The 21,890-nt window shown below is 67.6% G+C and carries 25 protein-coding genes and 2 pseudogenes; 7 read left to right on the top strand and 20 right to left on the bottom strand.

What is annotated here, in order from left to right; translation table 11 throughout:
* Window positions 1-39: 39 nt before the first annotated feature.
* From G7043_RS40110 to G7043_RS40070, 8 genes are all read right to left on the bottom strand, one after another.
* Complete coding sequence (locus G7043_RS40110) at window positions 40-2,229, bottom strand: xanthine dehydrogenase family protein molybdopterin-binding subunit (protein ID WP_166053958.1); 2,190 nt, start codon at window positions 2,227-2,229, stop codon at window positions 40-42.
* Entirely contained in the window at window positions 2,226-3,206 is a 981-nt protein-coding gene (locus tag G7043_RS40105) for an FAD binding domain-containing protein (RefSeq protein WP_166053957.1), read from the bottom strand. The genes G7043_RS40110 and G7043_RS40105 overlap by 4 nt, the downstream gene beginning before the upstream one ends.
* A gap of 9 nt (window positions 3,207-3,215) precedes the next feature.
* Window positions 3,216-3,836 (bottom strand): (2Fe-2S)-binding protein, encoded by a 621-nt coding sequence (locus tag G7043_RS40100; RefSeq protein WP_166053955.1) that lies wholly within the window; start codon window positions 3,834-3,836, stop codon window positions 3,216-3,218.
* 372 nt (window positions 3,837-4,208) lie between these two features.
* Window positions 4,209-4,583, bottom strand: a complete 375-nt coding sequence (locus G7043_RS40090; RefSeq protein ID WP_207312378.1) for a cellulase family glycosylhydrolase — start codon at window positions 4,581-4,583, stop codon at window positions 4,209-4,211.
* A gap of 28 nt (window positions 4,584-4,611) precedes the next feature.
* On the bottom strand, window positions 4,612-4,986 hold the full coding sequence (locus G7043_RS40085; protein WP_166053954.1) for a hypothetical protein: 375 nt from the start codon (window positions 4,984-4,986) through the stop codon (window positions 4,612-4,614).
* A gap of 39 nt (window positions 4,987-5,025) precedes the next feature.
* Window positions 5,026-5,928 (bottom strand): universal stress protein, encoded by a 903-nt coding sequence (locus G7043_RS40080; protein ID WP_166053953.1) that lies wholly within the window; start codon window positions 5,926-5,928, stop codon window positions 5,026-5,028.
* 57 nt (window positions 5,929-5,985) lie between these two features.
* Complete coding sequence (locus G7043_RS40075) at window positions 5,986-6,492, bottom strand: VOC family protein (protein ID WP_166053952.1); 507 nt, start codon at window positions 6,490-6,492, stop codon at window positions 5,986-5,988.
* Window positions 6,493-6,525: 33 nt separating this feature from the next.
* Window positions 6,526-7,152, bottom strand: a complete 627-nt coding sequence (locus G7043_RS40070; protein WP_166053951.1) for an NADPH-dependent F420 reductase — start codon at window positions 7,150-7,152, stop codon at window positions 6,526-6,528.
* Between the two features lie 75 nt (window positions 7,153-7,227).
* Here G7043_RS40070 and G7043_RS40065 point away from each other — a divergent pair, with 75 nt between their 5' ends.
* Window positions 7,228-7,743 carry a MarR family winged helix-turn-helix transcriptional regulator gene (locus G7043_RS40065; RefSeq protein ID WP_313888315.1) on the top strand — a complete coding sequence of 172 codons (516 nt, stop codon included), beginning with the start codon at window positions 7,228-7,230 and terminating at the stop codon, window positions 7,741-7,743.
* On the opposite strand, the gene G7043_RS40060 is transcribed toward G7043_RS40065, so the two are convergent.
* Genes G7043_RS40060 through G7043_RS40050 form a run of 3 tightly spaced genes read right to left on the bottom strand, consistent with a single transcriptional unit; the run spans window position 7,740 to window position 8,557 of the window.
* Window positions 7,740-8,057: a monovalent cation/H(+) antiporter subunit G gene (locus tag G7043_RS40060; RefSeq protein WP_166053950.1), complete on the bottom strand. Its 318-nt coding sequence runs from the start codon at window positions 8,055-8,057 to the stop codon at window positions 7,740-7,742. The genes G7043_RS40065 and G7043_RS40060 overlap by 4 nt on opposite strands.
* Entirely contained in the window at window positions 8,054-8,323 is a 270-nt protein-coding gene (locus G7043_RS40055; RefSeq protein WP_166053949.1) for a monovalent cation/H+ antiporter complex subunit F, read from the bottom strand. Before G7043_RS40055 ends, G7043_RS40060 begins: the two co-directional genes overlap by 4 nt.
* 6 nt (window positions 8,324-8,329) lie before the next feature.
* A complete protein-coding gene (locus G7043_RS40050) occupies window positions 8,330-8,557 on the bottom strand; it encodes a Na+/H+ antiporter subunit E (protein ID WP_166053948.1) in 228 nt (75 codons plus the stop codon).
* A gap of 38 nt (window positions 8,558-8,595) precedes the next feature.
* Between G7043_RS40050 and G7043_RS40045 the strand changes: the two genes are divergently transcribed.
* On the top strand, window positions 8,596-9,423 hold the full coding sequence (locus G7043_RS40045) for an AraC family transcriptional regulator (protein ID WP_242643209.1): 828 nt from the start codon (window positions 8,596-8,598) through the stop codon (window positions 9,421-9,423).
* 159 nt (window positions 9,424-9,582) lie between these two features.
* On the opposite strand, the gene G7043_RS40040 is transcribed toward G7043_RS40045, so the two are convergent.
* The 9 genes and pseudogenes from G7043_RS40040 to G7043_RS40000 form a co-directional block, all read right to left on the bottom strand.
* Window positions 9,583-10,425, bottom strand: a complete 843-nt coding sequence (locus G7043_RS40040; protein ID WP_166053946.1) for a universal stress protein — start codon at window positions 10,423-10,425, stop codon at window positions 9,583-9,585.
* A 74-nt stretch (window positions 10,426-10,499) separates the two neighbouring features.
* Complete coding sequence (locus G7043_RS40035; RefSeq protein WP_166053945.1) at window positions 10,500-11,375, bottom strand: slipin family protein; 876 nt, start codon at window positions 11,373-11,375, stop codon at window positions 10,500-10,502.
* Window positions 11,372-11,626, bottom strand: a complete 255-nt coding sequence (locus tag G7043_RS40030; protein ID WP_166053944.1) for a DUF3040 domain-containing protein — start codon at window positions 11,624-11,626, stop codon at window positions 11,372-11,374. Before G7043_RS40030 ends, G7043_RS40035 begins: the two co-directional genes overlap by 4 nt.
* 100 nt (window positions 11,627-11,726) lie before the next feature.
* The gene (locus tag G7043_RS40025; protein ID WP_242643275.1) at window positions 11,727-12,236 is read right to left on the bottom strand and encodes a hypothetical protein; all 510 of its coding nucleotides are present in this window, start codon (window positions 12,234-12,236) and stop codon (window positions 11,727-11,729) included.
* 34 nt (window positions 12,237-12,270) lie between these two features.
* Window positions 12,271-12,441: pseudogene (locus G7043_RS48905) on the bottom strand (TraR/DksA family transcriptional regulator); the annotation flags it as partial.
* 7 nt (window positions 12,442-12,448) lie between these two features.
* Complete coding sequence (locus tag G7043_RS40015; RefSeq protein ID WP_166053941.1) at window positions 12,449-13,006, bottom strand: baeRF3 domain-containing protein; 558 nt, start codon at window positions 13,004-13,006, stop codon at window positions 12,449-12,451.
* A 446-nt stretch (window positions 13,007-13,452) separates the two neighbouring features.
* Complete coding sequence (locus G7043_RS40010) at window positions 13,453-14,685, bottom strand: PucR family transcriptional regulator (RefSeq protein WP_166053940.1); 1,233 nt, start codon at window positions 14,683-14,685, stop codon at window positions 13,453-13,455.
* Window positions 14,682-15,047 carry a DUF488 domain-containing protein gene (locus G7043_RS40005; protein ID WP_166053939.1) on the bottom strand — a complete coding sequence of 122 codons (366 nt, stop codon included), beginning with the start codon at window positions 15,045-15,047 and terminating at the stop codon, window positions 14,682-14,684. Before G7043_RS40005 ends, G7043_RS40010 begins: the two co-directional genes overlap by 4 nt.
* Window positions 15,048-15,084: 37 nt before the next feature.
* Complete coding sequence (locus G7043_RS40000; protein WP_166053938.1) at window positions 15,085-15,510, bottom strand: MarR family winged helix-turn-helix transcriptional regulator; 426 nt, start codon at window positions 15,508-15,510, stop codon at window positions 15,085-15,087.
* A gap of 89 nt (window positions 15,511-15,599) precedes the next feature.
* Between G7043_RS40000 and G7043_RS39995 the strand changes: the two genes are divergently transcribed.
* The 5 genes and pseudogenes from G7043_RS39995 to G7043_RS39975 all read left to right on the top strand — a co-directional run bounded on the left by G7043_RS39995 (window position 15,600) and on the right by G7043_RS39975 (window position 21,575).
* Window positions 15,600-15,899 (top strand): DUF3040 domain-containing protein, encoded by a 300-nt coding sequence (locus tag G7043_RS39995; RefSeq protein WP_166053937.1) that lies wholly within the window; start codon window positions 15,600-15,602, stop codon window positions 15,897-15,899.
* 87 nt (window positions 15,900-15,986) lie between these two features.
* Entirely contained in the window at window positions 15,987-16,634 is a 648-nt protein-coding gene (locus G7043_RS39990) for a transaldolase family protein (RefSeq protein ID WP_166053936.1), read from the top strand.
* Window positions 16,631-17,020: a DUF6292 family protein gene (locus G7043_RS39985; protein WP_166053935.1), complete on the top strand. Its 390-nt coding sequence runs from the start codon at window positions 16,631-16,633 to the stop codon at window positions 17,018-17,020. Before G7043_RS39990 ends, G7043_RS39985 begins: the two co-directional genes overlap by 4 nt.
* Window positions 17,021-17,058: 38 nt before the next feature.
* A pseudogene (gene aceE, locus G7043_RS39980) lies at window positions 17,059-19,623 on the top strand (pyruvate dehydrogenase (acetyl-transferring), homodimeric type); the annotation flags it as partial.
* A complete protein-coding gene (locus G7043_RS39975; protein ID WP_166053934.1) occupies window positions 19,620-21,575 on the top strand; it encodes an aconitate hydratase in 1,956 nt (651 codons plus the stop codon). The pseudogene aceE and the gene G7043_RS39975, both read left to right, overlap by 4 nt.
* Window positions 21,576-21,890 lie beyond the last annotated feature (315 nt).

Genomic DNA, 21,890 nt, shown 5'->3' with positions numbered 1-21,890 from the left:
CCGTGGATCTGCACGAGGGGCGAACTCGGCCGTCCGGTCTCAGAGCAGGGCTTCCGCGGTGATGGGCAGCTCGTGCACCCGGCGCCCGGTGGCGTGGAAGACCGCGTTGGCGATGGCCGGCGCGACACCGACCTTGACGAGCTCGGCGAGTCCCTTGACGCCGATGGGATCGGCCCGGCGGTCGTCCCCGTCGAGGTAGATCGCCCGCAGGTCACGGATGTCGGCGTTGACCGGCACGAGGTAGTCCGCGAGGTTGGCGTTGACGATCCTGCCGTCGCGGTGGTCGGTGACCGTGTGCTCCAGCAGGGCCATGCCGATGCCGCCGATCATGCCGCCGAGCGCCTGGCTGTCGGCGAGCTTGGGGCTGATCACCCGGCCCACGTCGAAGACGCTGAGGATCCGCCGCACCCGCACCAGACCGAGCCGGGCGTCGACGCCGACCTCGGCGAACACCGCGCTGTAGCCGTACATCGAGTACGGGCTGTCGGCTTGCGGGGTGTAGGAGCCGTTGGCTTCGAGGTGGGTCAGGTTGTTGCGGGCGAAGAGCTGCCGGTAGGTCTCACCCCGCGCGGGTTTGTCCTTCACCTGCAGCCGTCCGCCGATGACCACGACGTCGTCGGGGTTGACGCCGTGCAGCGGCGAGCGCTGGTCACCGACCGCGAGCCTGATCGCCTGCTGGCGCAGCTTGTCGCAGGTGTCCTGCACCGCGGAGCCCACACTGGCCATGGTCTGCGAGCTGCCCTGCGGCGGCGCCACGGGCATGGTCGTGTCACCCAGCCGGAACTCGACCTCACGCACCGCGAGCCCCAGTGCGTCCGCCGCCAGCTGCGTCATCGACGTGTAGGTGCCCGGTCCCGCATCGCTCGTCGCGGACTGGACCGCCGCGGTGCCGTTCGCGTCGAGCCGGGCGTGGGCCTGAGCCTGGCCGAGCCACGTGTCGTAGCAGCCGGTGGCGACGCCGGTGCCGATGAGCCAGTCACCGTCACGGGTCGATCGCGGCTTCGGGTTGCGCCGGCTCCAGCCGAACTCCCTGGCGCCAGTGCGGAAGCACTCGGTGAGCCTCCTGGTGGAGAAGGCCTGCCCGGTAGACGGGTCTCTCGTGGGTTCGTTGCGCAGCCGCAGCTCCACCGGGTCGACGCCTAGCTCGTGCGCGAGCTCGTCCATCGCGACTTCGATGCAGAACGCGGTACTGCTGTAGCCGGGGCCTCGCATCCACAGTGGAGTGTTGATGTCGAGTGGGACGTTGCGCAGCACCTGGCTGACGTTGGGCACGTTGTAAAGCATCTGCCCGAGCGCCAGCGTCGCCTCCCAGAAGCTCTCGTGGTTCGAGGTCTCGTACGAGGGCTCGTGCAGCATCGCGGTGACCCGGCCGCCGCGGTCCGCACCGAGCCGCAACCGGTAGTCGTACCGGGGCCGGTGGCCGACCGTGAAGTACATCTGCCTGCGGCTCAGCGCGAGCTTCACCGGGAGGCCCACCTCGCGTGCGGCCAGTGCGGCGATGATGACGTGCGGCCAGGTCCGCAGACCACTGCCGAACCCGCCACCGACGAACGGCGAGATCACCCGCACGTTCTCCGGCGGGATGTCGAACACGGCGCAGACCTCGTTCCGCGTCAGGTTCACACCCTGGGTCTTGTCCCACAGCGTGAGCTTCTCGCCGTCCCAGCGGGCCGTGGTGGCGTGCGGCTCCAGCGGGTTGTGGTGGTTGCGGGCGAGGTCGAACCGCCTCTCCAGCCGGACGTCCGCGGCCGCGAACGCCGCCTCCGCATCACCCCGCGCGTAGTTCCCGATCACGTTGCCCGGACGGCCCGTGAGATCGGTCGTGGACTGCCGGGACTCGTAGGAGACCTCGACCAGCGAGGCGGCGTGCTGGGCGGCCTCGATCGTGGTGGCCACGACGACGGCCACCGGCTGACCGAAGAACAGGACCTGGTCGTCCTGGAAGGCCCTCAGCCTCCGGCCCCGCGGGTTCGTCCCGGGGTAGTCGCGGTACACCAGCCTCGGCGCGTTGAGATGGGTGATCACCTTCAGCACACCGGGATACGACTCGGCGGCACTGGTGTCCATGCCGGTGATCCGGCCGAGCGCGATGCTGCTGTCGACCACGACGGCGTGCACCGCTCCAGGGATGTCGTGATCGACCGCGTAGTCGGCCCGGCCGGTGACCTTGAGCCGTCCCTCCACACGGGACAGCGGCGAACCGACGGCCTTCTGCGGTTGCGGGCTCACCTGGTACCTCCCACGACGCGCAGCTGGCGTTCCACCGTGCGCTTGAGCAACTCGACCTTGAAACCGTTGTGCGTCAGGGGTTGCGCACCCTCCGCCGCCACTTCGGCCGCCTGCGTCCACAAGGCTTCCGACGGCCGCTGACCGATCAGTCGCCGTTCGACGGCGGACAGCTTCCAGGACACCGTGCCAACGCCACCGGCCGCCACCTTCGCCGTCTGGATCACCCCGCCCCGCACGTGCAGCGCGACGGCCGCCGAGATGAGCGCGAACTCGTAGGACTGCCGGTCCCGCACCTTCAGGTACCCCGACCGCAACGGCCGCGGGTGGGACGGGATCTCCACCGCGGTGATCAGCTCGCCGGGGCGGAGGTTCTGTTCGCGTTGCGGCGTGGCGCCGGGCCGCAGCAGGAAGTCGGCGAAACCCACCGTGCGCTCCCCGCCCGGACCCAGCAGGTGCACGGTCGCTTCCAGCGCGGCGAACGCCACCGCCGCGTCGGAGGGATGCGTTGCCACGCAATGATCGGAGGTGCCCAGGATGGCGTGAGTGCGGTTGAAGCCCTCACGAGCCGCGCAGCCGGAGCCGGGCTCGCGTCTGTTGCAGGCCGCGGTCACGTCGCGGAAGTAGGTGCACCGGGGACGCTGCATGATGTTGCCGCCGATGGAGGCCATGTTCCGCAACTGCGGGGAAGCACTGAGCTCCAGCGCCTGCGAGATCACCGGGTACAACGCGCGCACCGTCGGGTGGGCGGCGACCTCCGCCATCCGCGCCAGTGCGCCGATGCGCAGCCCTCCGCCCTTGGTGGCCGCGATGTCGCGCAGTGGCAGCGCGCTGATGTCGACCAGCGCGCCGGGACGTTCGACGGTCTCGCGCATCAGGTCGACCAGCGTCGTCCCGCCCGCGATGTAACGTCCGCCGTCACTGCCCGCTTTGACAGCCGCAGGCACGTCGGAAACTTTGGTGTAGGAGAACGGGTACATGGCCGTACCTCATTTCCAGCGCGCGGCTTGCTCCACCGCGCGCGTGATCTTGACGTAACAGCCGCAACGGCACAGGTTGCCGCTCATCCACTCCCGGATCTCATCGGCGGACCCGGTGTGCCCTTCCTGGAGGCAGCCGATGCCGGACATGATCTGGCCGGGCGTGCAGAAGCCGCATTGGAAGGCGTCCTGGTCGATGAACGCCTGCTGCAACGGGTGCAGCCGATCTCCGTTCTCCAGCCCCTCGATCGTGGTGACCTTGGCGCCTTCCAGGCGAACGGCGAGCGTCAGGCATCCGTTGACGCGGCGTCCGTCGACCAGCACGGTGCAGGCACCGCAGGCACCGGCGTTGCACCCCTTCTTCGAGCCGGTGAGCCCGAGGTGCTCGCGCAGCAGGTCCAGCAACGAGGTCCGGTTGTCGACGGTCGCGGTGACCTGTTTTCCGTTGACGACGAGCGAAACACGGGTGCTGAGGACCGCTTCGGTCGCCGCCGCGGGCGCGGCACCGAGCGCGAGCGGCGCCGCGACCAGGTCGCCGACGGCGACCGCGCCACCTACGGCGACCGTGGTCGTGACGAACGTGCGCCGCGACAGGGCGGACGATTCCGCTGCGGGAGGATCAGTGGGCATGGCGTCCACTTTGGGCACACGAGCACCACGTGGGAAGCGGGCGTCTTCCGTACGACTGGCGTTCGTACGACCAGCAGTAGTCGTTTGAGAGCTATAACACCGTTGACGTGCGCGAAATCAGGTCGATCTCCTGCCGCTTGCCCGCCTCGAGGTCCTGCACCATCGAAGTCTTGTGGTGCCCCGCCCGCGGCACGTGCCACAGTCAGGGGCTCGACCATCATCTGGCCACCAGGTCGCGGCGCTCCGCGTGCTCGCAGATCTCCGCCATCGTCGCGTGGATCAGGGCGCTCAGCGGGTTGAACGCCACGGTGCCCATCAGCGTGGTCCAGTTCTCGACAACACCGTTCGACAGGAACGAACTACCACGATGTCTTAGACGGTCTGCCGGCCGTGCAGGAACAGCTTGCGGTTCGAAGACTCGGGCGTCCACCACGAAGTGCTGCGCCTGTCACGGGCGCACCTCGCGACAACAGGTTCGTGGTGTCGGTTCCGACGTCGAGCTTCCACGCCGTCCAGGAGATGCTGTTCGCTCGCTTCCAGTCGGTCCACATCCTGTGACCAGGTGGGTGTACCGAGCACGACGCCGTTGTCCGGGTCGACGGACCGGATCGCGTTGACCACGGCCTGGTCGTACGGCTTCATCACGTCGTTCCAGCTCACCTGGAGGGGTTCGTTCCACGGCTCCCAGATGACGTTGGGCAGGTGGCCGTTGCGCCGGGCGAGGTCGGTGAAGAACGGCCCGGACAACAGCGGCCGTGGTGATCTGACACCAGGTTCAGCTGGTCCACGGGCGGCCCCGCGGGTCGATCACGGTCACGTCCCGAGGAATGCCGAAGGCGACGAGCGACGCGAGAATCGTCGGTCTCACCCCTGACAGTTCAATGAGAACACCGTTCCCGAGGGTGCGGCGCAACAGCTTGACGAGCAGGACCAGCTGCGCACCAGGGGCGGTGGGAGCGCCGGCGAGATCTACCGTGAGCTTCTTGATCGAGTGAAGATCTGGTTCATCGGGATCGTCCGTCATCGCCGCTCGCACCTTGGCCACGATGACCGACAGGTACTTGCCCAGTTCGCGGACCTCGTCCGGGGTGAGTCGCAGTCGATAGGTGCCCCGCGGCGGGTTGTGAACACCGCTGAACGACTCCGTCACTTCATGCCTCCTTGCCCTGTTTCGCGGGGTTCTGCGACGTCACTGGTGCGCCGGCGGGATGACGGCGACGGGGCATTCCGCGTGGTAGATCAGGGACTGGCTCGTCGATCCGAGCAGCAGGCCGCGGAAGCCTCCCCGTCCGCGCGTACCGACCACCACCAGCTGTGCCGACGCGGACTGTCCGATCAGGGCGGGCGCCGGGCCGTCGCGGCTGAGCAGTCGTCGCACCGGCACGTCGGGACAGGCCTGAGCGCAGGCAGCCACCTGCTCGGCCAGCAACCGTCGTTCGTCGGCCTCGATCGCCTCGACGCTCGCCGCGATCAACACGGTGAGCCGCGTCGCGTCGACCAAGGCGTCGTGCCAGGCTCGCACGGCGAGCACAGGCGCTCCGCGGCGTGCGGCGGTTTCGAACGCGAACTTCAGCGCCGCGTCACTGGCAGCGGAACCATCGACGCCGACCACGATCGGCGCGTTCTCAGCGCGGTCGGTTTGGGGTTGCGCTTCGCGCACCACGACCACGGGACAGAGGGCGTGGGTGCTGACCGCTACCGCGATCGATCCCACCAGGAGTCCGGTGAATCCGCCCAGTCCCCGTGAGCCCAGGACCACGAGCTGCGCGGAAGCTGACCGTCCAACGAGTTGCTCGGCGGCGCCGCCGGTCACCAGTTCGGTGCTGATCTCGACCTGTGGCGCCACGACTTCGGCCGAGGCCTTCGCCGTGGCCAGCCAGTGGCGGCCCTGGTCTCGGACCGCTTCGGCGAACTCCGCGGTCGACACCGCTACCTGTGGCGAGTGGACAGGAACAGGTGGGTTGCTGTGCACGAGCACCAGCTGCGTGCCACGGCGGGCAGCCTCTGCGGCGGCCCAGCGTGCCGCGTGGATCGCCGAGGCGGATCCGTCCACTCCTACGACGATCGGCTTGTTCGCGGTTGCGTCTGTCATCGGTCACTCCTTTGTGTCCGTTGGGAAACGCCTGCGGCGCAAGGCTCGGGGTACTGCTCACACACCGGTTTCTTGGACGATGCGGCCCGCGGTGCGCACGCCGGACCACCTGAGGACCTCTGCGGGGAGGTCGAGGAACTCCACGACGCCGGCGTTGGCGTAGCGGCCCCATTCGGCCTGCGGGAGCATCCACATGACCTCGAACAGGTTGCCGTCCGGATCCATGCCGTAGACGCTCTTGGTGGCTCCGTGACTGGATTCGCCGGTGCGGGCGCCGGCTTCGGTCAGCCGCTGGCGGAACTCGGCGAGTTCGTCGATGGTGTCCACCTGCCAGGCGAGGTGGTAGAGGCCCACACGGCGCTGACGAGGTCCGGCTGCCTGGTCACTGGCGAACAGTCCGAGGTCGTGGTGGTTTCCGGAGCGGGGCAGCCTCAGGAACACGGCGCCGACCCCGGCCTCACGAGCGACGAGTTCCATGCCGAACACCTCGGTGTAGAACTGCTCGGCCCGTTCCAGGTCGGCGACGAACAACACGGCGTGGTTGAGACGTACCGGGGCCATCATGGCGTGGAGTTCCTTTCTCGTGGACGCGATCGGTCAGGCGGAGGGTTCGGCGAGCTTCCAGCCGCTCTGCCAGGACCAGCCGTTGCGGACGTTGAGGGTGATGTTCAGGAACGCCATCTCCTCCAGCGCGCGGGCCATGCGCAGACCACCCGCGTCGATCGGGCGGAAGCCCAGCGAGGTCAGCAGCCGCGCCACGACGGCCTTGGCCGTCTCGTCGTCACCGGCGTAGAAGCCGTCCAACGGCTGACCGTCCTGGCTCGAGTTGCCCAGCCGGGACGCGAAGACGGTGTTGAACGCCTTCACGAGCCTTACCCCAGGTGCCGCGGCGGCCAGCTGCTCGGCGTGGCTCGTGCCGTCCGTCGTCAGGTCGCTGAAGGTGTCGTTGAGCGGGTTGGTGGCGTCCACCACGACGGCGTCGACGTCACCGAGACTGGCCAGCACGCCGGTGGCGACAGCGGCCGGAACGGCCAGCACGACCACGTCGGCGCCCTGTGCGGCCGCCGCGGCGGTGGAAGCAGCCTTGGCGCCGGCGATGCTCTCGGCCGTCTTCACCGCGTTCTCCTCGTGGGCCGCGGCGACGGTGACCTCGTGCCCGACGGAGGCAGCAGCCGCGGCCAGTCCGCCGCCCACGTTGCCCGCACCGATGATCGCGATTCGCATCCTGATCTCCTCTCAAAACTTCAACCTTGAACTAATCATAGCGCATTTTGTTCAAGATTGAACTAAAGTAAGGGTGTGACTACAGACTCAGCCGCCGAGCGCGGCGCGGGTGCCCGTTGGCTCACCGCCGAGCAACGCCTGGCGTGGCTCGACATGGTGCGCGTGTTCACCAAGCTGCGCACGACCCTCGACGCGCAGCTCGAACGCGACGCTGGACTCGACTTCTTCGAGTACCACGTGCTGTCGATGCTGTCCGAACTGCCGGGACGGGCGCTGCGGATGAGCAAGCTCGCCCAGCTCACCAGTTCCTCGTTGTCCCGGCTGTCGAACGTGGTGAAGCGCCTCGAAGCCGGTGGTCTCCTCCGTCGCGAACCTGACCCTGACGACGGCCGTGCCTCTCGCGCGGTGCTCACCGCGGCTGGCATGGCCGCGGTCGAACGGGCATCGTCCGGTCACGTCGCCCTCGTGCGCGAACTGGTGGTGGACGTGCTCGATCCGGTGCAGCTCAACCAGATGCACGCCGCTCACCAACAGATCCTCGAGCGCCTCGATCCCGGCGGTGCCACCCGCCCGGACTGGATCGACACCTAATCTCCCGGCTCGCCCTCGCTGCCTCGCCGTCGACCACGGCGGTGGGCGGCCCTGGCGATCGCGTGGCTGGACACCGGCGAGGCGAGTGCGATGAACACGATCGCGAGCACGGCGAAGGTGATGGTCGCGGCGTTCTCGGTGGCGATCGAGGACGCCAGGATCGCGATCACACCAGGCCCGGTGGCCAGTCCCTGGGCGTGCAGCTGGCCGTAGGTGCCGGGCAGCCGCAAGATGCCGACGAGGCTGATCGTGAGCAGCACCAGGCCGAGAAGGAGCAGCACGCCACCGATCACGTCGAGCAGAACCGAGATCATCCGAACGGTCCTCCTTTGTCGAGGTACCGGGCCGTGGCCACGGTGGCGACGAAGGACATCAGGGCGAGCGCCACCGCGGCGTCGAAGCAGTACGGCTGTCCCCTCACGTAGCTCAGCAAGGCCAGCAGCGCGATGACGATCACCGCGAGGAGGTCCAGTGCGACGATCCGCTGGAACACGTCGCGGGCGCGGACCAACACCAGGCCGCCGGCGACCAGCAGGAGCGTGGCCCAGATCAGCGCGGGGACGATGATGAAGGCGGGCATGGGCGGTCAGGGGAAGACCCGGCGCTGGCGCCGCTCGTAGGAGTCGGTCTGCGCGGCGATCACGGCGTCGGGATCGCGCGCGTCGAGCACGTGCAGCAGCATCGAACCCTTTTGCTCGTCGATCTCGACGACGACGGTGTCCGGTACGAAGCCGACCCTGATGCCCCAGGCCGCCGCGGTGGCTGGTCCGCTGGGAGGGATCGGCACCTCGACGAGGACGTGTGTTCCTGCCACACCGGATCACACCCGCCGATACCGAGGCACCACTCGACATGCGGCTGAACGCAGCGCGGCTGGGTGCCATCACCGCCGCGTACCTCACGTACGGGCAGACACTCGACATGCGCACGAACGACCTGGCCGACTACCACTTCGACCTCCCGGTCGCCGGGCACTCCAGATCCTCATTCGGACGGAGATCGGTGGACGCCGAAACCGGGGAGGTGGTCCCGTACCTGCCGGGCGAACCCGCATCGATCACCTGGAGCACCGACTGCGCGCAGCTCTGCCTCATGGTGGAGCGGCGGCCATTGGAACAACGGCTCTCAGCCATGCTTGCGCGCCGAGTGGACCGGATCGGGTTCGTGACGGCGCCGCAACGGGGTGTGCTGGAGATACTCGCGCCGTTCCTGCACGAGTTCGAGGGGCCAGGCCTGCTCCGCCGCCATCCCCTCGCGGCGAGCACACTGGAGCAACTCCTGCTCGATGGCCTGCTTCTCACCCTGCAGCACGACTTCCGCGAGGAAGTCGAGACACACCACCACATCCCGCCGGGACCGGTGCGCCGAGCAGTCGAAATGCTGGAGGAACGGCCGGGCGAACCGTGGACGACCACCACTCTGGCCGCGGCGGTCGCAGTTTCGGTTCGAGCATTGCAGGCCGGGTTCCGGCGGTATGCCGGGGTTTCACCAACAACGTACCTGCGCAACGTACGGCTGAGCCGGGTGCACGAGGAACTCACGGCCGCAGTGCCGGGCTTGACCGTCACCGATATCGCGGTGTCCTGGGGATTCGTCCACTTGGGACGGTTCGCGGGCTCATACCGCCAGCGGTTCGGAGAGTCGCCGTCCGAGACCCTTGGACGAAACCGACGACGCTGACGGACGCCAGCGCGCCGATCCCTCCTGCCCTGCACAAGATCCACGGCTTCAGTGAAGCGTCATTGCCCACCTGGCACTATCCACCTGACGACTCGTCCCTATCCACTCCACCTGACGTCCGCCTCGCAGACCACTCCTCTGGTGGCAGCCGCCCTGCTTTCAGACGACGACGACCGGGCAACTGGCGTGGTGCAGAACGCTGTGGCTGGTCGAACCCAGAACCAGGGTGACGAAGCCGCCATGCCCTCGTGAACCGAGTACCAGCAATTCGGCGTTGGACGCCGCGGCGGTCAGTGTCGCGGCCGGCGAACCTGACAAGACCTCTGCGCACGCGTGTACGCATGGATGCTGGCTCGTGTGGGTTGCGAGCAAATTGCTCAGTGTGTTCGACGCCTCCAGGTGGAGTCGCCGCACGTCTGCTTGTGGAAGGTTGGCCATGATCTGCACGGCGGACGGGTCGAACACGTGGATCGCGCACAGTTCCGCCTGGCGGCGGGCCGCCTCGTCGAACGCGAAGGCAAGAGCCGCATCGGAGCCCGCGGAGCCGTCGACTCCGACCACAACCTTCCGATCACGCGTACCGTCGCGATGCTCTCCAGGATCGGGAACAACAACGACTGGACATCGGGCATGTCGCGCGACCTGGTCGCTGACCGACCCCAGCCGCAGCCCGCGAAACCCACCGGTGCCGCGCGCGCCCACAACGAGGAACAGCGCGTCCGTGGCGATGGCCAGCAACTGCTGCACCGGGTTCCCTGCCAGCAGCCGCGCAGCCACCGGAACAGGTGGTGTCCAGTGGTCGGCGTGTTCAAGGCCGCGGGTAAGTACGTCTCCCCCGAGATCCCTGGCACCCGCGTGGTCGTCGCCGGCCTCCGTTCGAGGCCCCTTGCGGACGTGACACAGGTCGATCCTTGCACCTCGCAGGTGTGCTTCCGCCAGCGCCCACTCCAACGCCAGAGCGCTGTCCGGGGAACCGTCGAAGCCGGCCACGATGCGGGGCAATCCAGTCATGACTCCTCCATGGCCCAGGTCGTGGCCGGCTCGCGACGGTCCGAAGTGGATGGTGACACTCGGGGCTAACAGGAAGCGCGGGCGCCGACCGGCGCCACTTGGTCGACGTCGAGGATGCCGGGGGCGGGCGCCGGACGAGAACCCGTCCGGCCGTTGCTCACCGAAGGTGTGCGCGGGCCTTCCGGCGGTGTCGCCCGCTCCAGGAAACGGAGCAGCTCGACCGGGAACGGCAACACGAGCGTGGAGTTCTTCTCCGCCGCTACCTCGACCACGGTCTGCAGCAGCCTCAGTTGCAACGCGGCGGGATGCTCGGTCATGGTCTCCGCAGCGCTGGCAAGCTTGGTCGACGCCTGCAATTCACCGTCCGCGGTGATGATGCGAGCTCGCCGCTCGCGTTCAGCCTCGGCCTGACGCGACATCGATCGCTTCATGGACTCCGGCAGTACCACGTCCTTGATCTCCACGCGGTCGATGTGCACACCCCAGTCGAGCGCCGGGCTGTCGATCATCAGTTCCAGGCCCTGGTTCAGCCGTTCCCTGTTCGACAACAGGTCGTCCAGATCACTCTTGCCGATGATCGAGCGCAGCGAGGTCTGTGCGACCTGGCCGACTGCGGCGTTGTAGTCCTCCACGTCCACGATCGCGCGGACGGGATCGGAGACCTTGTAGAAGACCACGGCGTCGACGCGCACGGTCACGTTGTCGCGGGTGATGCCGTCCTGGGCCGGGACCGGCATCGTGATGATCTGCATGCTGACCTTGCGCAGGCGGTCGGCGATCGGCATGAGCAACACCAGCCCTGGGCCGCGAATCCCCGAGCGGACGCGACCGAAGCGGAAGAGGACGCCTCGCTCGTACTGGGTGATGACCCGAACGCTCGACATCAGCCCGAACAGGCCAATGCCTGCGGCGGTGAGCAGCAGCACGTACACAACGTTCATTTCGTCCTCCTTCGCGGCGCCGGAGGCACCGTGAGAGCGGAGATCTGGGTGTCCGTGAGGATGTTGGGACCAACGACCGCCAGCGCGATGACCATCTCCGTCACGACGACGAAGCTGGCCCGAGCCGACTGGCGGTGCACGACGGGCGCGGGCGGGCCGACGCCGTGGAAGTACCGTGCGAAGTCGGGATCATCGCCGGAGAGCTTGCGTTGTATCTCATGCAGCGTCTCGCGTTCGGACTCACTGAGCACGACACACCTCCTGGTGTCTCGCAGATGCTAGTATCGTATCACGATATATCTGCGTCGGGCGCTCAGGGAGACAGTGCTGCGCAAACGAATGTCTGCCTCGTCAGTGGTCCAACTCGTAGCCTTCCCTCGAATGGAGCATCTTCCAGTCAAGGCGGCCATCGCTCAGGAAGCGTTTCCCGAAAGTGCGACTGGCCCAGCCTCTGGTATCGACCCTGGAGAGCACCCATCCCTCGGCCGAGTGAGACAGCAGGAGGTCGTACACGCGGACCTGCCGGCCACGCTGCAGGTCGCTCAGCTGCTGTCCCAGCAGCTCTGAGCACATCAGCACGGTGCCGTCGCGTTCTGGAGGGGGACGTCGGTCCGGTTCGTCGAGCACCTGCACCCCATCGGAGTGCCATCGCGCCAGACTCGCGTTGGGCAGGAACTCCTCACTGCCACCGACAAGGGCCTCTGCGCCGATCACCAGCGGGTATTGCCCGTCACGTAGGCGAACGGCTATGTCGGTCACGTCGCCCAGCTGTTGACGTTCCGCGCCGAACACGTTGCCTCGCAGGAGTCTGCGCACGGACAGCGGGTGCTCGCTGACGCTGCCGGCTGACTGGTTCACCATGACGGGATCCCTTCCTCGTGTCGGTGTGCTGACATGCCAGGCACAGTCGCAGCTGCGGAATCGCCTCCAGCAGACGGATCGGAATGTCCGCATGACAGGTCTGACAGCGGCCGTAGGAGCCGATGTCGATGCGCAGGAGAGCGATGTCGATGTCGTTGAGTGCGACCGTGGCAGCGGCGGCCACCTGCTCCGCCACCTGGCGCATCGCTTGGTCACCAGGCTGGGTGGTCGCGCCGGACGCCCCGTCGAGCTCCGCGAGCTGCTCTAGCCGGAACGCGCGTTCTCGCTCCAGCCGGATCTTCAGCGCGGGTAGATTGCCGGTGAGCCGACTCGGTGGCGCGGTCTCCATGACCGGCACACTGTGCATGATGGTCTCCAGGGTTGAGCGATAGCACTGTTCGGCCGGTGCCCTGCTGGGCGTGGTGTTCGTCTGCCGCGGCGTACTCGTGCGCCTGCAGTTCCGGTTCCACGATGCTCCACGCACACCGATGGATCGCCTCGGGGGCCAGATCCACCAGGCCTCCGATGATGGTCGGGAGAAGCAGATCGGGAAAGGTGCTCACATCGCGATAGGTGTCCTGGAGGTGACGGGCACCGAGCACGACCAGCGGCATCTTCTTCTCGCCTGCCGCCTCTCGCACGGCCGCGTCGACCTGATGGAAGTGTTGGCGCATCAGCGTTTCGCAATCAGTCAGAAGGCTCTTCGAGGCAACTTCGTCCACTTGGAACCTGGTTCCGCGGTAAAGCCGCGTCTCGTCACCGATCAGCACGAGGACCAGGAACGGAGCGTCGGCTCCGGACTCGTGAACCCCGCAAGACCGTTGCCTGCGCTCCTGATTGACGACTTTTGGTTGTGTGAGAGGAGCCTGGTTCCGCGACAAGGTGAGCAGGACGCACTTCAACCTCCTTTGTGGTCAAGGGGTTCGAGCCGGTTGACTTCAACTCTGTCTTCTGCGGCCGACGTTCGGCAGCGGCTCCGACCGGTCAACTAGCCCGCGATCAACTTGCCGGTCATCGGCAACATCTCCGTGATGGGTGGCCGAGATCGACGAGATCGCTTGAAGTTCGCAGGTGCGGGGCGCACAGTCGTTGCCGAGCACCGGCAACAGCGCGGTCGGATGCGGTTCCGGTGCCGACCGTGGCCGTGGCGACGGAACTCAGGGCAGGATCGTGGTTGTCGGTCTGCTCCCGCCATGGGACCAGCGGCAAGGCTGAGTTAGCTGTGGGCGTTGGCTGGCTCGTTCTTGGGCCAGCCGAGCAGTCTCGCTCCCAGCACGGTGGCGTGGAGGGTGAATCTGTGGGCCGGATCGGTGGGGTCGTAGCCGGTCAGGGTTTTGATCCGGCCGAGCCGGTAGGTGACCGCGCGCACAGACAGGTGCAGCTGCCGGGCGGTCTCGGTGGCCACGTCACCTGTGGCGAAATAGGTCTCCAGGGTGGCCAGCAACGGTTCCGCCCCGCCACGGGCCTTCTCGAGCGGACCGAGCACGGCGTTGACCAAGTCGACGATCGCCGGCTGGTCACGCACCAGCACGCGGTAGACGAGCAGTTGCTCGGCCCGGATCACCGGGGTGTCCAGGTGCAGCCTCGACGCCATCGTCAACGCCTCGCGCGCCTCCTCGTAGGAACGGGCGATGCCGTACGAGCCTGGGTAGGCTCGGCCGACCGCCACCTGCCACGGCCTGCCGCGCGGCAGTCGATCGAGCTCGGCGAGCATCAGCGAGCCGAGGTCCGTCCGCGTTCGCCCCGGAGATTCGGACTCGCCTGGCGCGAGAACGACCACCAGTCCGTCCTTCGTCGCGACGAGGACATCACGGTCACCGAGCCGGTCCAGCACGATCCGCTCCAGCGAACTGGTCGCCGCGTCGACGTCGGGGAGCCGCCGATGTGGTGCGGCCAGCGCGACCTGATGCGGCCGCGCGAGGTCCAGGCCGAACGGCTCGGCACGCTCCACGATCCCACCGACGTCGGAATCACCGCGCAGCAGGTCGTCGATCAGTTCCCGCCGCAACGTCTCCTCGCGCCTGACCATCTGACGGCGGGCGGAGTTGTATCCGTCGGCCAGGATCGCGACCGCGTCGGCGACCACGTGCAACACGGTCTCGGCGGCGGCGCGCACGACCTCGCTGTCGCTGGAACGGACCACCACAGGAAGCTCCCGCCACAGCCGCCAGGACGCCGACAGGTACAGCTGCACGGCGCTGCCGGCCGAGACACCCAGTTCCGCGGCGCGGCGGCCCAGCGCCTCCACCGCCTCCAGTTCCGAGCGCCGGGGCTTGCGCCCGTTCGCGGCGGCGTCGGCCAGCAACGGCAGGTAGTCACCCAGCAGCTCGACCGGCACGCCGCCCGCCGCCGCGCTGGCGTCCTCGGCGACGCCGGTCAGCCAGGCCTCACCGGGCTCGTTCACGCTCGGGCCCGCCTTGCGGCGTCTGCTGCCGGCCTTGGGCGTCATCGAGCCCTCCGGAGCACCTCGGCGAGGACTGCGGCGTGGCTGTGCTCGACGTCCCTGGTCGCGGTGAGCAGGGTCAGCGGACGACCCTCCGACCGGTCTCGCAGCTCCTGCACGTTGCGCCGTCCCACCGGCGTGTCGAGCTCCGCGCGGTAGCGGCGGCGGAACTCGGCGAACCTGCGGACCTCATGGGCATACCAGGTGCGCAGCTCGGCGGACGGCGCGACGTCCTTGACCCACTCGTCGAAGGCGCCGGTGTCCTTGCGCATGCCGCGAGGCCACACCCGGTCCACCAGCAGCCGAACGGACTCGCCGGCGTCAGCCTCGTCGTACACCCGGCGGACGTGGACCGTCTGCTGCGTCATCGGAACCTCCGACCTGTACCGGACTCGACCATACTTGTCACGCGGGCGGAAACTCGGACCACACGGGTGGCATGAGAACCGATCCCATCCGCTGCAGTTCGTCACGGTGCAGCGCGCTCAACTGCGAGAGAACCTTCTCGCCTTGTTTGGTCAGCAGCACCCGCACGGCCCGCGCGTCGGTCGGATGCGCGGCCCGTGTCACGAGGCCCTGGCCCTGGGCTCTGTTGATCAGTTCGACGACGCTGTTGTGGCGCAGCTGCAGCCGGTCCGCGAGCTCGCGCACGCTGGCCCAGTCGCGCTCCGGAAAACCTTTGAGCGCCAGCAACAGCTGGTACTGCTGCGGGGTGAGCCCGTGGCTGCGCACGGTCTCCTCGCTGAACCGGAGATAGCTGCGGATGCCGAAGCGGAACCGTGCCAGCGCCTCGAAGTCCCGCTTGGTCAGCGGCTCGCCCTCCGTCGTCATGATCCTATGACACCACGTCTTTCCGACCTTCGGCTCTCCGACCCGCCAACGAGTTTATATCGTGATACGATACTCAGGTAGGTCCTGCCATGATCCGCAGGAGGTGCGTCGTGCTCAGTGACCGCGAACGCGAGACGCTCCACGAGATCGAGCGCCAGTTCTGGGACGAGGATCCGAACGTCGCTCATGGTCTCGAGGCCGCCGAACGCCGCCTGGTCCGCGACCTTCGCCGGTATGTCTACGCGATCACGATCGCCGTGGCCGCTCCTCTGAGCTTGTTCATGCTGGCAGTAGGGCTGCCGGCCAGCGCGCTGCTGTTCGCCGCGGTGGCCGGCTGGGCGTGGGTGGCGCGGCGCCGCCGCATCGACCGAGGCCGTCGCCGCTCATGACCGCGTCCGTGTCCGGCATCTCCGCCGTCGATGCCGGGCACGGATCGCACCAGGGTTCGTCTGGAGTGGACACACCAAGGAGGTGTCATGAGCTGCCAGCACGTAACTCCCGCGCGCACCGAATCCTCGAACTGGTTGGACGACCTCAGCCGACGGCAACTGTCCGACGGCAGCTTCGCCGCTCTGGTCCGGGATCGTCACGTGAGGGGCGCGACACTCAGCCTGGCAGCCTTCGCCAAGACCCTCGTCGACAGCGACGTCTACCTGCCGCAGATACAGGAGCTGGCGCTGCGCGAGGTCAGCGCGGACGAGGCTCTTCGCGCGTTGATCGCTTACGACGCGCGGTGGGCTTGCGATGTCCTGCAGGAGGTCTACGTGAGAAGCTCCGGTGTGGACGGTCGTATTTGCGTCGACCTGGACCCGCGCAGCGCCCACGACACCGATCGCATCGTCGCCGAGGCGAAAGCCCTGTGGTGGCTGGTGGACCGGCCGAACTTGGTGGTCGGCATCGCCGCGACGCGGCCAGGGCTGTCCGCGATCACGGCTTGTCTGGCCGAGGGCATCAGCGTCAACGCCACCCAGATCTGCTCGCGGACTCGCTACGCCGATGTGCTGCCTGAGCACGACGAGGCACAACAGGTCGAAGACGACAGCGTCGCCGTGGTCAACACCGCCTGGTACCAACTCGACCTTGAACTCGGCAAAGCCTTGCACAGCAGAGGAAGAACGCCATGACGACGTGGGTAGCCGATCGAGCCGACCACACCGCCTGGTACGCCGAGCACAGCCTGCGTCGCTACGTCGAAGCGGTCGCCCTCGCCGTCGGGCAACCGGCCGACGGCGTCGCCTCCGAACTCGCCGACACCGCGACCGGCTACATCGCCTTGACCGCTCGCAGTCCCGCGTTCCCCGACCGCGATCTGATGCTGACCTGGTCAGGCAACAGCGGGTGGGCGCTGGCCACCGAACCAGCATCCCCCGCCCAGCAACCGCGAGTGCTGGCCCGCTTGACGGCTGAGGTACGCCCCTCACCATCGCAGGTGGCGCGCTTTGTGACACGCACCCTGACCGCCGAACGGCACGGCAACGTGCCACGACCCGAAAGAGGGGAACGGCCATGACGGACATCCGTCAGCGCCAGCCGCCCGGACTGTGGAGGATGGGCGTGTCGAGCCTGCTCAACACCGACTACGTAAACACGATCCCGCTGGACGCCGAACCGCCGTATCCCGGCGACGAACACATCGAACGCCGGATCCGGGCGTACAACCGTTGGAACGCCGCGATTCTGGTACACCGCGCGCAGCGGCGTGGCATCGAGGTCGGCGGTCACATCTCCACCTACGCCTCGACCGCAGCACTGTACGAAGTCGGGTTCAACCACTTCTTCCGCGGCCCTGACGCTGACGGCGGCGGCGACCAGATCTACTTCCAGGGCCACGCCTCCCCCGGCGTCTACGCCCGCGCATTCCTCGAGGGCAGGCTGAGGGCGGAACAGCTCGACGGATTCCGCCAGGAGATCTCCCACCGCTCGCGTGGAGGCGGCCTGCCGGCGTACCCGCATCCGCGGCTGATGCCGGACTTCTGGCAGTTCCCGACCGTGTCGATGGGACTCGGCCCGCTCAACGCGATCTACCAGGCCAGGTTCAACCGCTACCTGCACGCGCGCGGCATCGCGGACACGAGCCACCAGCGAGTGTGGGCGTTCCTGGGCGACGGCGAGGTCGACGAACCCGAGTCACTCGGCGCGATCGGTGTCGCCGCCAGAGAGGAACTGGACAACCTGACCTTCGTCGTCAACTGCAACCTGCAGCGCCTCGACGGTCCTGTCCGCGGCAATGGAAAGATCATCCAGGAGCTTGAGTCGTACTTCCGCGGCGCCGGCTGGAACGTCATCAAGGTGATCTGGGGCCGTGAATGGGATCCGCTGCTCGCGGCCGACGGCGACGGCGTCCTGGTGAACCTCATGAACTCCACTCCGGACGGCGATTTCCAGACTTGCAAAGCGGAATCGGGCGGCTTCGTCCGCGATCACTTCTTCGGCCGTGACCCGCGCGCCCTGGCGATGGTCCACCACCTGTCCGACGGACAGATCTGGGGACTCAAGCGCGGCGGCCACGACTACCGCAAGATCTACGCCGCTTACCGCGCCGCGGTGGAGCACACCGGCACGCCGACCGTCATTCTGGCCAAAACCCTCAAGGGCTACTCACTCGGCTCGCACTTCGAGAGCCGCAACTCCACTCACCAGATGAAGAAGCTCACCCTTGAGGACCTCAAGGGTTTCCGCGACCGGCTCTATCTCGACATCCCCGACTCGGAACTCGACGACACGCTGCCGCCGTACCACCGGCCACGGGAGAACTCAGAGGACCTGGAGTACCTGCGTGAGCGGCGCCGTGCCCTGGGCGGATCCCTGCCTTCCCGCACGGCACGCAGCCAAGCCTTACTCCTCCCCCGTGACGCGGCGTACGAGATCGCGCAACGTGGCTCGGGCACGCGCGAGGTCGCCACGACCATGGCGTTCGTCCGGCTGCTCAAGGAACTCATGAAGGACGAGCAGATCGGGCACCGGTTCGTGCCGATCATCCCCGACGAGGCCCGCACCTTCGGACTGGACTCGCTGTTCCCGTCCAAGAAGATCTACTCGCCCCACGGGCAGAAGTACCTCTCGGTGGACCGGGAGCTGATGCTGAGCTACCAGGAGGACACCAAGGGAGTCCTCCTGCACGAGGGCATCACCGAGGCCGGCTCTGTCGCGTCGTGGACCGCTGCGGGCACCTCGTACTCCACCCACGGCGAACCCATGATCCCTGTCTACATCTTCTACTCCATGTTCGGCTTCCAGCGCACCGGAGACGGGTTGTGGGCCGCTGCGGACCAGATGGCCCGCGGATTTCTCATCGGCGCCACGGCGGGCCGGACGACACTCAATGGCGAAGGGCTGCAACACGGGGACGGCCACTCGCTGCTGCTCGCGTCGACTAACCCGGCGTGTGTCACGTACGACGCCGCGTTCGCGTTCGAGCTCGGCCACATCGTGCGGGACGGTCTGCGGCGGATGTACGGCGACGTCCGAGAAGGCCAGGACCCGAACGTCTTCTACTACCTCACCGTCTACAACGAACCGACCGTCCAGCCCGCGTAGCCCGACAACGTCGACGTCGACGGCATCCTGGCCGGGATGTACCTCTACGCCGACGGCGGTCAGGGAGACGAGCCACGTGCGCAGCTCCTCGCCTCGGGGATCGCCGTGCAGTGGGCACTGGAAGCGCAGCGCATCTTGCATGAGGACTGGGACGTGCGCGCCGACGTGTGGTCGGTGACGTCGTGGACTGAGCTTCGACGTGAAGCCCTCGCGGTCGACGAGTGGAACTTCGCGCACCCAGAGGGGCCTCGGCGCGTTCCCCACGTCACCTCTCAACTCATGGAGCAGGCCGGGCCAGTGGTGGCGGTGTCGGACTGGATGCGTGCGGTGCCCGATCAGATCGCGCCGTTCGTGTGGGGCAACTGGTCCTCACTCGGCACCGACGGGTTCGGCCGGTCCGACACCCGCCGTGCCCTGCGCAGCTACTTCCGGGTCGACGCTCCGTCGATCGTGCTCCAGGTGCTGGAGCGACTGGTCGCTTCCGGCGAAATGCCCGGTTCGGTGCTGAGCAAGGCGGCACAGGCCTACCGCGGCCAGAAAGCCAGCCAAGATAGAGATCAACGGAGGCATCCGTGACCCGACTCAACGTCACCCAGAAACTGATCGGCTCCCACCTCGTCGGCGGCTCCATGACAGCGGGCCAGGAGATCGCGTTGCGCATCGACCAGACGCTGACCCAGGACGCCACTGGGACCATGGTCATGCTCGAACTCGAAGCGCTCGGACTGAACCGGGTCCGTACCCACACCTCGGTGCAGTACGTCGACCACAACCTGCTGCAGACCGACGAGCGGAACATGGCCGACCACCTGTTCCTGCGCTCGGCGTGCCACCGTTTCGGCGTCTGGTTCTCCAAGCCGGGCAACGGTGTTGCACACCCGGTGCACATGCAGCGATTCGGCGTACCGGGTGCCTCCTTGCTCGGTTCCGACTCGCACACCTGCGCCGCTGGATCGCTGGGCATGCTCGCGGTCGGCGTGGGTGGCCTGGAGGTGGCCATGGCGATGGCCGGTCAACCGCTGAACCTGACGATGCCCGAAGTGTGGGGCGTGCGGTTGACCGGCGCGCTGCCACCGTGGGTGTCGGCGAAGGACGTCATCCTCGAGATGCTGCGCCGCCACGGAGTGAGCGGGGGCAGAGGCCGGATCATCGAGTACCACGGACCGGGCCTGGCCGCGCTGTCGGCGATGGACAGGCACGTCATCGCGAACATGGGCGCGGAACTCGGCGCCACCACGACCGTGTTTCCCGCCGACGACCAGGTGCTGGCCTTCCTCACCACCGAAGGAAGAGCCGACGACTTCGTAGAGCTGCTCGCCGATCCAGACGCGGGCTACGACGTCGAGGACGAGATCGACCTCGCACGCCTGGAGCCGCTGATCGTCACACCCAGCTCACCGGGCAACGTCGTGCCGGTGCGCGAGGTCGCGGGCAAGGAGGTCCATCAGGTGGTCATAGGCTCCTCCGCCAACCCCGGATTGCGGGATTTCGCGGTGGTCGCGGCGATTCTGGCCGGACGCCAGGCACATCCCCAGGTGTCCGTGGACGTCAACCCGACCTCCCGGCAGATCCTGGCCGATCTCACCGGCATGGGCGCCACCCTCGACCTGATCAAAGCAGGCGCACGGCTGCACCAGACCGGCTGCATGGGATGCATCGGCATGGGCCAGGCGCCGGCAGTCGGCCGCAACAGTCTGCGCACCGTGCCGCGCAACTTCCCCGGCCGGTCCGGCACCAAGGAGGACTCGGTGTGGCTGTGCTCTCCGGAGACAGCTGCGGCCGCCGCGCTCACCGGCACCATCACCGACCCGAGGACACTGCCCGAACTGCTGGGCATCGACCACCCGGTGCTGTCGTTGCCCGACCGGTCCACGGTGACCGAGGCCGTGTTCGAACCGCCGCTCTCCCCTGCCGACGCGAGGCAGATCGAACTGGTGAAGGCGACCAGCATCGGTGCACTGCCCGAGTTCGATCCCCTGCCCGACGTGTTGAACGCCCCAGTGATGATCAAGGTCGGCGACAACGTGTCCACCGACGAGATCCTGCCCGCAGGGAGCCGCGTGCTCCCGTTCCGCAGCGACATCGCAAGGCTGGCCGAGTTCACCTTCGCACAGATCGACGAACGCTACGCCGAGCGGGCACGTGAGGCGAGGCAACACATCATCGTCGGCGGCGCCAACTACGGGCAGGGCTCATCCCGCGAGCACGCCGTGATCGCACCTCGCTACCTCGGCCTGCGCGCGGTCATCGCGAAGTCCTATGCCCGCATCCACTGGCAGAACCTCGCCAACTTCGGTGTGCTGGCACTGGAGTTCACCGACCCGCAGGACTACGACCGGGTCAGTGCCGGAGATCGGCTGTTCCTGCCTGAGCTGCGAGTGGAAACCGAGGCAGGCAACGAAATCCTGGTGCACAACGAGACCACTGGCGCCCAGTTCCTCGTCCGCCACCGCCTCTCCCCTCGACAGGTCGCCATGGTGCTCGCCGGCGGACAGATTCCACTGGTCAAAGCGACCGCAGGGGTATAGGTCACGGTGTCTGCGCAGTGGTGTGCGATGCGAAAGCACTACTCGGGCGCACCCCGACACCGGCCGATACCGGGTGCGAACGAAAGAGATCGCCAATCTACAGCCGTGGCTGGCGATGCACTGGCCGTCGAGGCCCACTGAGGTCGTTCTTCGGGCATCGGCTTGATGGTCACCAGTTCGCTGGCGTCCCCAATGGCGCGGCCTACGACGCATCGATCCGGCGACCTGCACGCCTCCCGTCCGGCCCCGGACGGTGGTCGCGAAGCCGTTGCGCTGCGGGCGCTGGACCACCTTGGCCAGGCGGCTTCGCGGCAC

The organism is Lentzea alba (genome assembly GCF_011067745.1).
Taxonomy (GTDB): domain Bacteria; phylum Actinomycetota; class Actinomycetes; order Mycobacteriales; family Pseudonocardiaceae; genus Lentzea; species Lentzea alba.
The sequence above is the reverse complement of the archived record's forward strand: the minus strand, read 5'-3'. Positions and strand labels throughout refer to the sequence as shown.

Bases quoted from the DNA above. Each gene is read 5' to 3' on its own strand.
- G7043_RS40060 (WP_166053950.1), bottom strand. From the start codon at position 8,057: ATGATCTCGGTTCTGCTCGACGTGATCGGTGGCGTGCTGCTCCTTCTC.
- G7043_RS40005 (WP_166053939.1), bottom strand. From the start codon at position 15,047: ATGACGCAGCAGACGGTCCACGTCCGCCGGGTGTACGACGAGGCTGAC.
- G7043_RS40070 (WP_166053951.1), bottom strand. From the start codon at position 7,152: ATGCGAATCGCGATCATCGGTGCGGGCAACGTGGGCGGCGGACTGGCC.
- G7043_RS39985 (WP_166053935.1), top strand. From the start codon at position 16,631: ATGACGACGTGGGTAGCCGATCGAGCCGACCACACCGCCTGGTACGCC.
- G7043_RS40105 (WP_166053957.1), bottom strand. From the start codon at position 3,206: ATGTACCCGTTCTCCTACACCAAAGTTTCCGACGTGCCTGCGGCTGTC.
- G7043_RS40100 (WP_166053955.1), bottom strand. From the start codon at position 3,836: ATGCCCACTGATCCTCCCGCAGCGGAATCGTCCGCCCTGTCGCGGCGC.
- G7043_RS40045 (WP_242643209.1), top strand. From the start codon at position 8,596: ATGCGGCTGAACGCAGCGCGGCTGGGTGCCATCACCGCCGCGTACCTC.
- G7043_RS39995 (WP_166053937.1), top strand. From the start codon at position 15,600: ATGATCCGCAGGAGGTGCGTCGTGCTCAGTGACCGCGAACGCGAGACG.
- G7043_RS40025 (WP_242643275.1), bottom strand. From the start codon at position 12,236: ATGGTGAACCAGTCAGCCGGCAGCGTCAGCGAGCACCCGCTGTCCGTG.
- G7043_RS40010 (WP_166053940.1), bottom strand. From the start codon at position 14,685: ATGACGCCCAAGGCCGGCAGCAGACGCCGCAAGGCGGGCCCGAGCGTG.
- G7043_RS39990 (WP_166053936.1), top strand. From the start codon at position 15,987: ATGAGCTGCCAGCACGTAACTCCCGCGCGCACCGAATCCTCGAACTGG.
- G7043_RS40055 (WP_166053949.1), bottom strand. From the start codon at position 8,323: ATGCCCGCCTTCATCATCGTCCCCGCGCTGATCTGGGCCACGCTCCTG.
- G7043_RS40080 (WP_166053953.1), bottom strand. From the start codon at position 5,928: ATGACAGACGCAACCGCGAACAAGCCGATCGTCGTAGGAGTGGACGGA.
- G7043_RS40075 (WP_166053952.1), bottom strand. From the start codon at position 6,492: ATGATGGCCCCGGTACGTCTCAACCACGCCGTGTTGTTCGTCGCCGAC.
- G7043_RS40000 (WP_166053938.1), bottom strand. From the start codon at position 15,510: ATGACGACGGAGGGCGAGCCGCTGACCAAGCGGGACTTCGAGGCGCTG.
- G7043_RS40035 (WP_166053945.1), bottom strand. From the start codon at position 11,375: ATGAACGTTGTGTACGTGCTGCTGCTCACCGCCGCAGGCATTGGCCTG.